The organism is Sphingomonas yabuuchiae, assembly GCF_001477495.1.
GTDB lineage: Bacteria > Pseudomonadota > Alphaproteobacteria > Sphingomonadales > Sphingomonadaceae > Sphingomonas > Sphingomonas yabuuchiae_A.
In genome coordinates, this window is sequence record NZ_LDTF01000015.1 from 82490 (window position 1) to 97856 (window position 15367).

Below are 15367 nucleotides of genomic sequence, written 5' to 3' on the forward strand. Positions count from 1 at the left end.
GACCCCGCCCGCTGCATCAGAAGGACAGCTTCAATCCGGCACGATAGGACTGGTTGCGCACATCGTCGCGCCCCACCGTCGAGTCCGCCGCCAGTGATACGGTCGCGCGGCCCGAGCGATAGGCAACCCCTGCGCTGATCTCGCCCCAGTCGCGGTCCTGCTGCGCCGTCAGGAAGCGGGCCTGCGCCCGCGTGCCGCCGACGAACCCGGCGTTGAAATAGCCCGGCCGCCCCTCGAAATCATGGACGTAATAAGCCGAGGCGAAGGGGCGGAAGCCACCCTGCGTCGCGTCGACCTGAAGCCCCGCGCGTCCCTGCACGCTCAGGAACCGGTCGCGGCCATAGGTCAGTGCCGGACCGCTGCCCGTCTCGCCCGTGGGGGTGAAGTCGATGCTGCTGGTACGGATCGCCACACGCGGGCCGAAGCGCAAGGCCCCGCTGCCCTTCATATAGCTTGCCCCCACTTCGCTCGACAGGGCCAGTGCATTGTCGCGCGAGCGCAGGTCAAAGGGCGTGCCGACAAAGCTGCCCTGCCGCCGGGTCGAGGACTGGTACACGCCTGCGCCGAACTGCACATCCAGCGCCGGGCCGAGCGTAGCGCCGAGCCGTCCGTAGAGCGTACCCTGGATCAGCTCGCCCTTGGCGGACTGGCCGAAACGCTGGTCGCCATCGATATCCGAATAGGACAGGCCGAAGCCCAGTGCGCCCGTGTCCGACACCCGCGCCTCGACACCGCCCGCGATATAGAAACCGTCGAACGGATCGCGGCCACCGATCGTGCCGGGCATCGCCGCACCCGCGCCGTCGATATAGCCACCCGCCAGATAGGCCGAGACATTATCGGGCAACATGTTTTCGCGGACCATGCTGGTCGGCGTGTCGCTGACCGTCTGGGGGCGGCCGGGGGCGACGATGGCGTTGGCGGCGAACTCCAGCGGCTTGCCGATCATCGCGACCGTGCCGCCCGCAAAGCCGTCCGGCGTCATCGCGGTCAGGCGATCGCGATAGAAGCGCGCGATATTGTCAGTCGCGGTGGTGCCGATCGCCTGGCGCGTCGTCTGGCTGCGCGGTGCGATCGCCTCCAGGCTTGCCCGGATCGTCCCGACATCCTGAAGGTCAAGCAGGTCGTATGTACCGCGCAAATTGGCATAGGCCGAGCGATTGGCGTCGAGCAGCCGCGCATAGGCGGTCTGCACCGGTGTCGCCGCAACGACACCGGTATAGGGCCGCGCCCCCACCGCCGCCGTCACCCGACCCGCACCATAGCTGAGCTCAGGATAGAGGATCGCGCTGAAGGCGGTGGTGCTGCCGAAGCTGCCGGCGATTCCGTTCGATGCGGTGAGCAACGTGTAGCTGTCGCCATAGCGCGGCACATAATTGACCGGCCGCAGGGTCAGGTTGCCGCCGCCCAGCACGATGCTGCGCGCCGCCAGCTGGTCGGAAGTCCCAGCGGGGCCGATGTCGGCGACGAACTGGCTTCCCGATCCCAGGCTGGCGGTGCCTGCCACGGTTAGCGTCCCGAACGCGCCGGTGCTGCCCGGCGAGACGATGCCGCCCGTCCCGGCGGTCAACGACGCGACGCTGCCATTGCCCGCGATGGTGCCACCCGACACCGCCGTCACCGCCGAGCGGGTCAGGCTGCCATCCACGGTCAGCTGCCCCTGCTCGACGCGGGTCGGACCGCTATAGCTGTTGGCGGCGGTCAGGATCAGCTCGCCGTCGCCACGCTTGACCAGGCCGCCGATATCGTTGGGGAAGCCCGCCAGAACCTCGGCCGAATAACGGTCGCGCGCATCGGTGATCGGATTGCTCCAGATATCGGTCGTGCCCGATGCCACCGTGACCTCGCGCGTGTCGCGCAGCGCGGTCGGCCCGCGCAGCGCCACCGCCATCTGCGGCGCCCCCCAGCCCGAGCGCAGGTCGACGCCCGGCGTGTCGAGGTCCTTCGAGCTGGAGACCAGGATGTCGGAGATCAGCCCGGTCTTGTATTCGGGAAAATACTCCATCAGCAGAGAGGCGAAGCCCGAGACATTGGGCGCCGCCATCGAGGTGCCGGTCAGCGCGGCATAGCCCGGCCCGGTGAAGGTAATGTACTTCTGGAGCTCGGCGGTGATGATGGTGTTGGCCTGGGTCAGGACCGAGGTGGAAAAGTCCCGTCCCAGTAGCGTGACGTTGCCGGGAATGGTCAGGATCTGCGCCAGGCGGCTGGTATAGCCATCGGGATCGGGCGTCATGAACCGGGCACCATAGGCCAGCGAGATGCCGACCGCCTGCTGCGCCACCTTGGTCCGCTCGGCCTCCTCATCGAACGGGCGGCCCTGCGTCAGGGCGGTGTCGCGCCGGACGATATAGTCGTTCAGCACGCTCAGCCACGTGTTGACCGCCGCCGTCTGCAACTGGGCCAGCGTCGTTGCGGCATAGATGGTCGGATACATGGCGCGCGTGTATTTCGCGCGGATCGCGGTGCCGTCGACCAGATAGGTCGGCGCTGCGGACACGACCGCGCTGCCCGGCCCCGACACGCACCAGGTGGCGGTCTGGCCGCACAGGCTGGTGCTGGCCGCCGCCGTGCCGTTCGCCAGATAGTTGGTGACGGACAACCAGTTCGAACGCAGCCGCAGGTCGTTGAGCGGCGTCACCGCATCGATACTGGCATGGACGCCGCTGCCGTTGCCCGCCGAAAAGACGACCAGCACGTCGTTCTTCAGGACCGGATCGTAGAAGCCGTTCAGCGTCTGCTGAAACGCGCCCCGTGCCTGGGACGGGGTCAGCGTATAGGGCTGGGTCGAGGTCGAGCCCCAGCTGTTGTTGATGATCCGAACCCGCCCGGTATTGGCGAGCGCAGGGATATTCTCCTGCGCGGTGGCGACCGTGACATTGTCGAGGATCTGGTCGCGCCACCACAGGAAATCGCCTGCGGAAAAATTGGTCGTCGCCGACAGGATGTTCGCGCCGAACGCGTTGCCGAACATCACCCCATTCGCCAGCCGGTCGCCCGCCGCCGTACCCGCGACATGGGTGCCGTGGATTTCCCAGGGTCGGCGCGGATTGACCATGCCGTCATTGCCATAGGTCACGGGGACGGGCGTACGCAGCCCCGAAATCTTGCCCGATCCCGCAAAAGAGGGATGGCTCATCACCACGCCCGCATCGTTGATCCCGATCGTCTGTCCCTTGCCCGACAGGCCGAGGACATAGGCATATTCCAGGCCGAGATAGCCCTTGGTGTAATCGACCGAGAATTGCTTGTCCTGTCGCCACGATGCCAGCGCCGCTTCGTAGTTCGCCGTCCGCTGGCCATTGGCCATCACATAGCCGCCGGTCGGCGCGGGCGGCACATATTGGCTCTGCGCGGCAGCCGAACCCGCCTGGACCAGGAAAAACGATGCGATCGCCATCAGCGATACGCGAGAAACAGCCACCCCCACGCTACCCCCTTAATTCCGATTAATAACATCGACTTATCCGTGACATGGCTTTCATGGCGGCACCGGGCTGTCAACTCCGATATCGGATGAATTACAAAGGATTGTGAAGTTTTCCCGTTTCGGCTCCGCAACGATGGCGGATGACGTAGGGGAACGGGTGAAGCATGCCCCGGGGGCGTTTCGGGTCGTCCTGCGGCTCATCGACCCGGATCAGGCCGCGAACGAATCGCCCGGCGCGGCCTCGCAGAGCCGGTTCCGGTCAAGCCTGAGAGGTGCGGCCGTACCGTTCCGTCGAAGACAGGATGCGAACGACCGCCGCCAGCGCGTCGTCGCAGCGGGTCGCCAGTTCGTCCGCCGACACCTTCGCCAGATCGAAGCGAAGCTCGTTCATGGTCATGCCGGAGCGATAGCCTTCGGGCCAGACGGCGGTCTGCTCGAAGCCGCAACGCAGGAAGAAGGGCGCGACCTGGGGCGAAGTATCGACCGTGACGTAGCGCGTCACCGGCCGGGCATGGACCGCGACATGATGCAGCCGCGCCAGCAGCAACAGCCGCCCCAGCCCACAGCCATGATAGGCCGGTGCAGCCATGCCCCAGTAGAGCAGCGCCTTGTTGTAATGCTCCCAGACCTCATACCCGCCGAACGCCGCCGCGCGTCCGTCGATCGCCACGACAAAGGCGGGGCCGTCGGGTTCGTCCAGCGTCTCGACCAGCCAGTCGCGGTCGCCAGCCCCGAAATACGTGGCCCGGTTGGCGTCGAAGATCGACAGCACGGCATCGCGGTCGGTCTCGGCATAGGGGCGGACAACGACGTCACTCATGCCCATAAGGCCACCGTCTCGATCGCTCCGCCCTCTTCGCGGGTCCAGCAATGCGCGTTGCGCTCCCCCTGTCGATGCGCGGTCGCTTGGCGGTCGTCGATCAGCCGCGTCTCGATCGTCTCGGCGGCGATCTGCCGGGGATCGCCGATCAGCTTGGCATAGGCTTCCTTGATCGTCCAACGACGCAGCCATTGGCGCGACGGATCGGGTGCGGCACGCACGTCCCGTGCCTCCGCCGGGGTCAGCATGTCCCAGAGCGGCGGGGCATCGTCGATCGTCTCGCGGTCCACCGCTATCGGTTGCCGCGCTGCGGCGATCAGGCATGCCTCCCCTCGTCCCGCAAGGCCGATATACCAGCCTTGCGGGGCGGCGACCTGCGGTTGGCCGGCCGTGCTGCGCGCCAGCCGGACCGATCCGCCCGCCAGTCGGGTCAGCAGCGCCTCGGCCAACGGCGCGCGCTTCCCCCGTCCCGGATCGGCCGTGCGCCAGATGACGGGCGCGCGACCGTCCCACGCCAGCCGGTCGAGCGGCCCGTCATGGCGCAGCGGGATCATACCTCGGTGACGATCCGTGCCGGGCTGCCTTCCCAATTGGTGCCGTCGGGCAGCGTCTCGCCCTTCATCACCACCGACAGGTCACCCAGCTGCGCATCCGCCCCGACCTCGGCATCGTAGAGGACGATGGCCAGCGAGCCGATGGTCGCCCGGTCGCCGACCTTGATCGCACCGACCTTCATCACCCGGTCCTCGAACAGATGCGTCTGGAGCCCGGCATAGTCGTTGAGCGCGACATCGTCGCCGATCGTGACCAAATCATGCTCGGTCAGGTCGGTGGTGTCGATATAGCAGCGCTTGCCGACTTTGGCGCCCATCAGCCGGAGGTAGAGGCCGATCCACGGCGTGCCGCGCAACGGCTCCAGCAGATTGGCGACCGCCAGATTCTCATAGGTCGCCGTCACCAGTTCGGTCCGCCAGACGAAGGTGCTCCACAGCGGCGCGGTCCTTGCCTTGTACCGCCCGACGACCAGCCATTTCAGCGCCAGCACGAACAGCCCGCAAGCCAGGCAGAAGCCGACATAGAGGAACGGGAAGGCCGAGATGATGACCAGCCCGCCGCGCTCCAGATCGTCGAGATCGCCGACCACCGACAAAAGCGCGCTGAAGAACACCAGGAAGGCGGTCAGCGACAGGGTGGTGCGGATCGCCTCGATCGACAGGCGGGTGGCGATCAGGCCCTTGGACGGGTTGAAGCGCGCGCCCTCGTCGAACATCGTCGCGACCTGCCGCACCGGCAGCTTGATCGCGGGCGAGCCGAACCAGGTGCTGCCCGCCTCGGTCGCTAGCGTCAGGTCCTCGGGGGGCTTGGAGAGGACGCCGATCAGCACCTCGTCGCCAATCTGCGCGCCGGTGGGCAGCAGCGCCGAATTGCCGATGAAGCTGCGGCGGCCGATCTTCGTGTGCGCCAGTTCGATGGTGCCATGGCCGATCTTGGCCGCGCCGAAGATCACCGAGTCCGCGATGAAGCTCTCCGGCCCGATCTCGACCAGATCGGGGACGATGGCGCTCGCGGTCGAAATCTCCGCCCGCCGCCCGACCTTCACGCCCAGCGCGCGATACCAGGGGATCACGTAGAGCGTGGCAAAGATCGGGTGCAGCAGCCGCAGCGCCAGATCGTTGATCTGCCGGACCATCCAGTAACGGACATAGAACCAGCTATCGAGGCCATAGACGCCCGGCTTCACCCGGCCCAGGATCAGCCGCTTGGCGAGCACCGTCAGCACGCACATCATCACGATATAGGTCGCGGCGAGCAGTGGTGAGACGAGCATGTAACCATAGCCGGTCGTCGCCCAGTCGAGCTCGATCAATGCGATCAGGCCGGGTGCGATGGGCAGGATGGCGATGATCGGCAGCAGCAGCGCGCCGATGAAGATCGCGATCGACGGCCCCGCCCGCTTGGCCGTCGTGATGACCTCGCCCGGCTCGACCATGCGGTCGAAGGCGGCGGGCGATCCCGTCCAGCATTGCCCGGCGGGGATCACCGTTTCAGCGGGAAGCGCGGCCATGTCGTCGAGGATGGCGTCATCCCCCAAGGCCGAATTGCGGCCGACCACCGCCTGCCCGCCGACAAAGGCGCGGTCGCCCAGCGTCACCGTGCCCAGCCGCAACAGGCCGCGCTCGACCGAACTGGTCGCCATCACCGCCTGGTCGCTGACGATCGCATCGTCGCCGCAGGCGAACAGGTCGGCGGTATCGATGACGCCGTTGCCGATATAGGCACGCTTGCCGATCTTCGCGCCGAGCATCCGGTAATAGCCCCGGATCATCGGCGTACCCGCCAGATAGGGGGTCGCCGTCACCGCGATGATCCGCCGCACCAGCCACCATCGGAAATAGGTGCCGCCCCACAGCGGATAGTCCCCCGCCTTGAACCGCCCCGCGATCAGCCATTTGGCCAGAATCGAGAACAGCATCGAGGCGACCGGCACGATGGTGAAGAACAGCGCGCTCAGGATCAGCGCGTCGATGCGCGGCATCCGCCCGGCCAGATGGGTGTAGGCCACGTATGGAAAGAACCACTGCAACCCGGCGATGGTATAGATGGGCAGCAACGCCACTGTCTGCGCCGCGACGCACAGCCAGCGCTTCCATTCGGGCACGCGGTGGAAGCTCTCCTCGGTCTGCACCGCGACCGCCGCCGCGCAGCCGATCCGGGTGGCCAGCGCCCGAATGGTCGGCGCGGCATAGAGGTCTTCCAGCGACAGCCCCTCCAGCCCCGCGACCTTGCGCGCGGCCGAGACCAGCCGCGCGGCCTTCAGCGAATGGCCGCCCAGATCCTCGAACAGATCGTCGGTGACGGACACCGGCTGCGGCGCGAAGGCCTCGGTCCAGATGGCGTGGAGCCTTTCCTCCATCGGGGTGGCGGGCGGTTCGATCGCGCGGCCGGTGTCGACGGTGATTTCCGGCTTTACCAGCGCCTTGCGGTCGACTTTGCCCGAGGCGGGCAAGGTCGGCAGCGCCGCCAGTATCTGATAGGCGGCGGGGCGCATGTAGTTGGGCAGGCGCTCGGTGACCCGTGCCTTGATATCGGCGATGTCGATCGCCTCACCGCTCCGCGCGACCAGGAAGGCGGCGAGGAATTCCGAGCCATCGGCATCGGTGAACAGGTGGACGACCGTCTGCGCGACGCCGGGCGCTTCGCCGATCACCGCCTCGATCTCGGCCAGCTCGACGCGGAAGCCGCGGATTTTCACCTGCGTGTCGATGCGCCCGACGAAATCGATATCCCCCGCCGCATCCAGCCGCACGAGATCGCCCGAGCGATAGATGCGCTCGGGTTCGCCCGACACGGTGTCGAACGGGGTCATGGTGAATTTCTCGGCGGTCAAGTCGGGCCGATTGACATAGCCGACGCCGACGCCGGGCCCCCCGATGACCAGCTCGCCCTCCTGCCCCGCCTCGACCGGCTGCAACTGCTCGTCGACGATCCAGGCGGTATAGCCGGGCAGCGGCTTGCCGATGGTGATGCGCTTGCCCGGCTGCACCTCGGTCCAGGTCGCCGTGACCGACGTTTCCGTCGGACCATAGGTGTTGAGCAGTCGCAGGCCGGGACGCGCCAGACGGCGCGGCAGGTCGGCGGGACACGCCTCGCCGCCCATGTTGATCAGGCGAAGCGTCGGCACCGGATGCTCGACCAACGCGATCAGGGAGGGGACGACATGCCAGATGGTCGTCTTTTCCGCAGCCAGCGCGATGGCGACATCCGGGCCGCTCGCCGCCAGCGGCTCGGTCGCGACGAGCAGTTTCGCACCGACGAAAAAAGCGCTCCACATCGTCTCGACCGACATGTCGAAGGCCAGGCTGAACCCGCCGAACACGATGTCGCTCGGCTCCAATGCCAGGATCGCACTTTCCGAGCGGACGAGGTGACAGGCATTGGCATGGGTGATCATCACCCCTTTAGGCCGCCCGGTCGTGCCCGAGGTATAGATGATATAGGCCAGGTCGTGGCGATCCGATCCCGTCACCTCGCGGCCGAGCGGCGCGGCCGGTTCGGCGGCCAGATCGCCCAGTTCGGCATCCAGGCACAGCGTCTCGCCGGGTATCTCCGCCGCCCGCGCGGACGTGGTGACGGTCAGCGCCGCGCCGCTATCCTCGATGATGTAGGCGATGCGATCCTGCGGATAGCCCCAGTCGACCGGGACATAGGCCGCCCCGGCGCGTAGCACGCCCAGGATCGCCATATACTGGTCCAATCCGCGCGGCAGGCACAGCACGACCCGATCGCCCTTGCCCACCCCTAGCGCGCGCAGCCGGTGCGCCATCGACAGGCTGCGCCGGGCGAGCATGTCGTAGGTCCAGGCCTTGGGTCGGCTATATTCCTCGTCCGCGCCGATCAGCTGGGCAGCGATCGCCGCCCCATGGTCGCGCACGGTCGCGTCGAACAGCTCGTGCAGCAGCTCGTCACGGGCATAGGGCCGGTCGGGGCGCAAGGCCGGGGCCGGGGCGATCGAGGCGTGGATGCTCGGGGCGACGGGTGCTTCGAATTCTCCGAGCATCGACGGGCTTTCTTACGCTGGGGACGGAAACAGGCGGCTCAACTGCGCCGGATCAACGCCCGCGACAATCGCCGATCTTCGAGCGAATAGTAAAGCCAGATACCATCCTCCGCGACCACGACCGAGGCGGCGAAGGCGATGTCGGTCGCGCCGCGATCAGCGGCGGGCGGCGGCAGGATCAGCGGTTCGATCCCGCGCGCGACGACACGGGTATAATGTTCGTCGAAGGCGACCCAGCCGATCCGCCACCGCGCATCGCGGGTCGCGCCGTTGTAGAACATCACCGGGCAGCTTTTGTCGTCGGTCAGCAGCGGGCCGGTCGAGAGATGCCAGTCATCCCAGCTTTTCTCGCGCGGCATGAAGGGCGTGGGCTGCTCGGTCCACGGCCCCGCCACATCCTCGCCGATCGCCAGGCCGATGCGTGATGCCTCGTCGGCGGCATATTCGTAGAACAGTCGCCAGCGCCCGTCCGCCGTCCGGTCGACCGTCGCCTCCTTGGTATTACCCTCCGACTTGGAGGATGCGAGCGCGACGCCGCTCTTGTCCAGCCGGTCGACCGACGGCCCCGCGGCATAGGACAGCTCGCCATGCGCGTGATCGGCCAGCACGCCCGAATAATAGACGATATAGCCGTCCTCGGTGCGAACGACCGTCGGGTCCTCGACCCCGCCCGCATCATGCTCGCCTGGCCCCGGCGCGATGGAGGGCGCGTCCAGCATGGTGAAGTGCCGCCCGTCCTCGCTCCACCCGGCCCAGATGACACCGGTATCGGTCAGGGCCTCGCCCGGACGGACCACCGCGCGGACCATCATGCCCCAGCGACCATCGGCCTCCCGCCAGACATAGGGGCTCATCAGGTCGCGGGCCATCAGCTCCGGCGGGCCGTCGAGCGTCACCTCCTCGATCCGCTTGACGTTGAAGTCCAGGTCGAACGGCGCATCGGCCACCCGGTCCTTGCGATGCGGATCGGCGACCGGGCTGTTCGCGTCCGGCACCGTCATGCGCCGAGCGCCTGCATCAGCGACAGACCGCCATCGATGACGATCCGCGCGCCGGTGATATACTTCGCCTTGTCGGAGGCGAGGAAAACGGCGAGGTCGGCGACCTCCGACGCCTTGCCGGCGCGGCCCATCGGGATGTTCTTCTCCAGGCTGGCGCGATAGGCCGGGTCGGCCTGCGCCTTGGCGTTCATCGGGGTCAGGATCATGCCCGGCTCGATCGCGTTGACCCGGACGCCGCGCGCAGCCTCCTCGATGGCCAGCGTTTCGACCAGCGTGGTCAGCCCGCCCTTGGCCGCGCAATAATCCGCACCGCCCGCGCGCACCGCATAGGCGTGGATGGACGAGATTTGCAGGATCGTCGCATCGCCCTTCGCCTCGCCCCGTCCGGTCAGGAAGCGGCGCGAGGTCAGGAAGGCGCCGGTCAGGTCGGTGTCGATCATACGCTGCCAATGCGCCAGCGTCATGTCGCGGACCGCGACGCCCGCCATATTGACCCCGGCGGAGTTGACCAGCACGTCGGCCGCGCCCCATTGCTTTTCGACGGTCCCAAAGGCCTGGTCGACCGAGGCCTCGTCTTCGACACCGACCTGCACCGTCATCGCCTGTCCGCCCGCCTTGCGCACCGCCTCGGCGGAAGCGTCGGCGGCGCCCTGATCGCTATGGAACAGGATCGCGACCCTGGCCCCGGTGGCGCCGAACGCCTCGGCACAGGCCGCACCGATCCCGGACTCGGCCCCCGTCACGATTACCGTCTGCGCTGCCACCGGCTTTCTCCGTCTTCGTTACGAAGGCGGCTAACGATCCTTATCCTGGATTGTTTCTGACAGGGAATGACATGACCGATCCGTCATTCCCCGTCGGCGTCCCCTCCATGATGCCCGCTCATCGCCGCGCCCGCATCGGGGGCGAAGCGCCGGTTCCAGATGACCGCCGAGGCCGAGATGATCGCCACCACGATGAACGCCGCCGAGAAGCTGTTCAGCGTCGGCCCGCCCTTCCCCTCGACCAGCGATCCGAGCTCCAGCACGGTCGCGGCGGTGCAGATGCCCAGCGACAGGGTCAACTGCTGGAAGGTCGCGTAGAAGCTCGTCGCCGCGCTCATCCGCTCCTTGTCCACATCGGCATAGGCGATGGCGTTGAAGCCGGTGAACTGGAACGAGGTGAAGAAGCCCGACAGCGCCAGGATGAAGGTGATCAGCGGGATCGACCAGTCGGGTCGGAAGAACGCGCAGGTCGCATAGCCCGCACTGCTCGCCAGCCCCGACACGATCAGGCTGCGACGGAAGCCCCAGAGGCGCAGGACGCGCGGCGCGAGCGCCTTCATCGCCAGCGCGCCCACCGCGCCCGCCATGGTGATCGTGCCCGTCTTGGCCGCGCTGAGGCCGAAGCCGAGCTGGAACATCAGCGGCAGCAGGAAGGGCTGCGCCCCTTGCGTGATCCGGGTCAGCGAGCCGCCGATCACCGACAGGCGAAAGGTCGGGACGCGCATCAGCGTGGGGTCGAGGATCGGGTCGGCGATGTGCTTCGCATGGCGGATGTAGAGCCATCCGAAGACCGCGCCGATCACCAACAGGCCGATCGCGATCAGGCCGGTGCCGGGGCGGCTGGCCAGTTCGAACCCGAACAACAGGCAGCCCAGCGCTATGCCGGACAGGAAAAAGCCCGACACGTCGAACCGCAACCGCGCATCGCCGCGCACCTCGGGCACCAGCATCCACGCGCCGATCATGCCGATGATACCGATCGGAATGTTGAGATAGAAGATCCAGCGCCAGTCGAGCCAGGTCACGATGAACCCGCCCAATGGCGGCCCCAGGATCGGTCCGATCAGCGCGGGCATGACCAGCCAGGAGAGCGCCTGCACCATGTCCGCCTTGGCGACGCTGCGCAGCAGGACCAGCCGCCCGACCGGCACCATCATCGCGCCGCCAATGCCTTGCAGGAAACGCGCGGCGACCAATGTGGGCAACGACCCCGACTGCGCGCACAGAATCGATCCGAGCAGGAACACCCCGATCGCCGAGCAGAAGATGGTGCGCGACCCGAACTTGTCGGCCAGCGTCCCGCTGGCGGGAATGAACAGCGCCAGCGCGAGCAGGTAACTGGTCAGCGCCAGGCTGAGGCTGGTGGCGGGGGTCGCCAGATCGCGCGCCATGGTGGGAAGCGCGACGGTCAGGACGGTGCCGTCCAGTTGCTGCATGAACAGCGCGGACGCGACGACGAGCGCGATGACACGATAGCCACGGGTCTGCACCGGCTCTTCCGAACGGGGGGCGCCGCTGGTCACCACCTCGACGCCGGGGGCCAGCCCGTCATTCACATCCGCACTTATCGAAGCCAGGTTACGCCGTCGCCACCGCATGTCATTCCATTCGTCAATCGCGCACCCCCTATGTCCTAAAACGCGATAGCGCCCCCCGCGATCAAGGCCCGTGACGAAGTTTTGCTGTCAAAATCGCGATTTCACTCCCCCTTCGTCCATCTATCACACCATTCCGGCGGAGGCCGGGGTGGTCATTCGCAATGGAGGGAGAAGACATTCGGAAAGCCGAGCCGGTATTCAACGCCACCTGCCCCGCCAGGCCCCCGCATCGCCTCGGTCGCCAAAGTACAATCGGAACGGCACCACGCCGCCGGAGTTTGGCAACAGTCCAAGCAAAGGGTCTTTTCCACCGATGCCGACGATCATCACCGAACATCTTTCCATCGCCTGTGACCTGTACGGATCGGAGGACGCCCCCGTCGTCCTGCTGCTGCATGGCTGGCCCGACGATGCGACGACATGGGACCGGGTCGCGCCGCGTCTGGCGCAGGCGGGCCTGCGCGTCGTCGTGCCGACCCTGCGCGGGTTCGGGGCGACGCGGTTCCGCCATGACCACACGCCCCGCACCGGCGACAGCGCGATCCTGGCGCTGGATGCGATCGCGCTGATGGATGTGCTCGGCATCGACCGCTTCATGGTCGCCGGCCACGACTGGGGCAGCAACATCGCCGAGGCGCTGGCCGTGGGGTGGCCCGAGCGGGTGCGCAAGATGGCGCTGCTTGCCACGCCGCCGCGCCTGGGGGGCATGCCGACCCCGTCCTTCGACCAGGCGCAGCGGCAATGGTATCACTGGTTCATGGCAACCCGGCGCGGCGCGCAGGCGGTGCGCGACGACCGGCGCGGCTTTGCCCATATCCACTGGGTCAACTGGTCGCCGCGCGGCTGGTTCGACGAGGCGACGTTCAACCGCGTCGCCAAGTCCTTCGACAATCCGGACTGGCCGGCCGTGACGATCCACAGCTACCGCGCCCGCTGGGACGAGGCGCAGCCCGATCCGCGCGGGACATGGCTGGCCGACCGGGTAAAGGCGACGAAGCGGCTCGCGCTGCCGACGCTCTATCTGCACGGAGAGGTCGATGGCGTGAACCCGCCCTCCACCGCGCGCGACGTGCCGGGCAAGTTCACCGGGCCGTTCAAGATCGTCGAACTGCCCGGCGTCGGTCATTTCCCGCAGCGCGAGAATCCGGAGGCGGTGACGCGGCACCTGATCGATCTGTTCGTGGAGGACGAGGACGATCGAGGCCGTTGGAAACTCGCCGCCGGGGTCGCAGCGGCGGGGCTGCTGGCGGCGGCGGTCGGCTTCGCCTGCACGCGCCCTGCCGAGGACGACCAATCCGCCCCGGAACGGGAAGGCGGTAACCCAAAGGGCTGAATGCTGCATGACGTCGTCGGCATGTTCGGCATGACGACGCTTGCGTGACCAGAGCCGGGCCGCCATCCTGCCGACTTACGAACGAGGGGGATGGCGATGCGGTGGTTGGCGGCAACGGGTTTGATGGCGCTGGCGGGTTCTGCGCTCGCGCAACAGGCGACGCCGCCGGTCGCGGCCAAGAAGCCCTATCAGGTCCCCTCGCCCAATGGCGCGCGGGAGGACGAATATTACTGGCTGCGCGACGACACCCGGAAGAACCCGGAGATGCTCGCCTATCTGAATGCCGAGAACGCCTATGCCGATGCACAACTGGCGGCGCTGAAACCGCTTGAGGCGAAACTCTATGCCGAGACGGTCGCCCATATCAAACAGGACGACAGCAGCGTTCCCTACCGCAAGAACGGATATTGGTATTCGTCGCGCTTCGCGACCGGCGCCGACTATCCGCTGATCGAACGCCGCCAGGGCAGCGCCACCGCCCCCGCCACCATGGTGTTCGACCAGCCCGCCATGGCGAAGGGCCACAGCTTCTTCTCGCTGTCCGACTGGGCGGTCAGTCCCGACAACAGGCTGGTCGCCTGGGCCGAAGACACGGTCGGGCGGCGGCAATATGTGCTGAAGGTCAAGGATATCGCGACCGGGCGCATCCACGAAGACACGATCACCAATATCGAGCCGAACATCGTCTGGGCGGCCGACAATCGCACCATCCTCTACATCGCCAAAGACCCCACGACGCTGCGCGGCTATCGCGCGATGGCGCATGTGCTGGGCACACCGGTCAGCACCGACCGGATGCTGTACGAGGAGAAGGACGACACCTTCAGCATGGCGATCGGCCGGACGACCGACGATCGCTATATCTGCATCGGCGTCCAGAGCACCGTCAGCGACGAGCAACGCTGCGCCCCCGCCGCCCAGCCGACCGCCTTCACCGTCATCGCGCCGCGCGAGCGCGAATTCCGCTACAGCCCCGACCATCTCGGCAACCGCTGGATCATCCGCACCAATCGGGGTGCCAAGAACTACAAGCTGGCGGTGCTGGCCGACGCAGATATGGCCAAGGGCGTCGTCGCGTGGCGTGACCTCGTGCCGGGCAGCGACACGGTGTTCATCGAGGATTTCAAGCCGTTCAACGGCTTTGTCGCGATCGACCAGCGCGAGGGCGGCAATCGCATGATCCGCCTGCTGACCGATGCGGGCAAGTCCGTGCCCGTCAAGGCGGACGAGCCCGCCTATCGCATGGGCCTGTCCACCAACGAAGAGCCGGACACGCCTTGGGTCCGCTATACCTATGGCTCGCTGGTGACGCCGACCACCACCTATGAGATCAATGCGCGCACCGGCGAGCGCCGGACACTGAAGGTGACGCCGGTGCCGGGCTACGACCCGGCGCTTTATGTGACCGAACGCGTCTGGGCGCCCGCGCGGGACGGTACGCGCATCCCGGTTTCACTGGTCTATCGTCGCGGCGTGAAGCGCGACGGCACCGCACCGCTCTTCCAATATGCCTATGGCAGCTATGGCAATTCGACCGATCCGGGGGTCGACGCGGGGCGGATCCCGCTGCTCGACCGTGGCATGGTCTATGCCATCGCGCATATCCGCGGCGGGCAGGAAATGGGGCGCGGCTGGTATGATGACGGCCATCTGCTCAACAAGAAGAACAGCTTCACCGACTTCATCGACGTCACCCGCTATCTGGTCGCGCAGAAATATGCCGCACCCGGCCGGGTGGCGGCGATGGGCGGCAGCGCGGGCGGGCTGCTGATGGGCGGCGTGGCCAACATGGCGCCGCAGGATTACAAGCTGATCATCGCACAGGTGCCGTTCGTCGACGTGGTGACGACGATGCTCGACGCCTCG

General features: G+C 67.1%; 9 protein-coding genes. 2 read left to right on the plus strand and 7 right to left on the minus strand.

Annotation, left to right across the window (positions count from 1 at the left end; translation table 11 throughout):
• Positions 1 to 16: 16 nt before the first annotated feature.
• The 7 genes from NS355_RS18915 to NS355_RS04815 form a co-directional block, all read right to left on the minus strand.
• The gene (locus NS355_RS18915) at positions 17 to 3421 is read right to left on the minus strand and encodes a S8 family serine peptidase (protein ID WP_167345402.1); all 3405 of its coding nucleotides are present in this window, start codon (positions 3419 to 3421) and stop codon (positions 17 to 19) included.
• 265 nt (positions 3422 to 3686) lie between these two features.
• On the minus strand, positions 3687 to 4247 hold the full coding sequence (locus NS355_RS04790) for a GNAT family N-acetyltransferase (protein WP_058744656.1): 561 nt from the start codon (positions 4245 to 4247) through the stop codon (positions 3687 to 3689).
• On the minus strand, positions 4244 to 4801 hold the full coding sequence (locus tag NS355_RS04795; RefSeq protein ID WP_058744647.1) for a 4'-phosphopantetheinyl transferase family protein: 558 nt from the start codon (positions 4799 to 4801) through the stop codon (positions 4244 to 4246). Before NS355_RS04795 ends, NS355_RS04790 begins: the two co-directional genes overlap by 4 nt.
• Positions 4798 to 8805, minus strand: a complete 4008-nt coding sequence (locus NS355_RS04800) for a Pls/PosA family non-ribosomal peptide synthetase (protein WP_058744648.1) — start codon at positions 8803 to 8805, stop codon at positions 4798 to 4800. Before NS355_RS04800 ends, NS355_RS04795 begins: the two co-directional genes overlap by 4 nt.
• Before the next feature lie 38 nt (positions 8806 to 8843).
• Positions 8844 to 9806: a glycosidase gene (locus NS355_RS04805; RefSeq protein ID WP_153008045.1), complete on the minus strand. Its 963-nt coding sequence runs from the start codon at positions 9804 to 9806 to the stop codon at positions 8844 to 8846.
• Complete coding sequence (locus NS355_RS04810) at positions 9803 to 10570, minus strand: SDR family NAD(P)-dependent oxidoreductase (RefSeq protein ID WP_244489558.1); 768 nt, start codon at positions 10568 to 10570, stop codon at positions 9803 to 9805. Before NS355_RS04810 ends, NS355_RS04805 begins: the two co-directional genes overlap by 4 nt.
• Before the next feature lie 83 nt (positions 10571 to 10653).
• Positions 10654 to 12186 (minus strand): MFS transporter, encoded by a 1533-nt coding sequence (locus NS355_RS04815; protein WP_275934708.1) that lies wholly within the window; start codon positions 12184 to 12186, stop codon positions 10654 to 10656.
• 295 nt (positions 12187 to 12481) lie between these two features.
• Here NS355_RS04815 and NS355_RS04820 point away from each other — a divergent pair, with 295 nt between their 5' ends.
• Positions 12482 to 13501: an alpha/beta fold hydrolase gene (locus NS355_RS04820; protein WP_084787522.1), complete on the plus strand. Its 1020-nt coding sequence runs from the start codon at positions 12482 to 12484 to the stop codon at positions 13499 to 13501.
• Positions 13502 to 13597: 96 nt separating this feature from the next.
• Positions 13598 to 15367 (plus strand): S9 family peptidase (locus tag NS355_RS04825; protein WP_084787532.1); only part of this gene is annotated, 1770 nt, incomplete at its 3' end.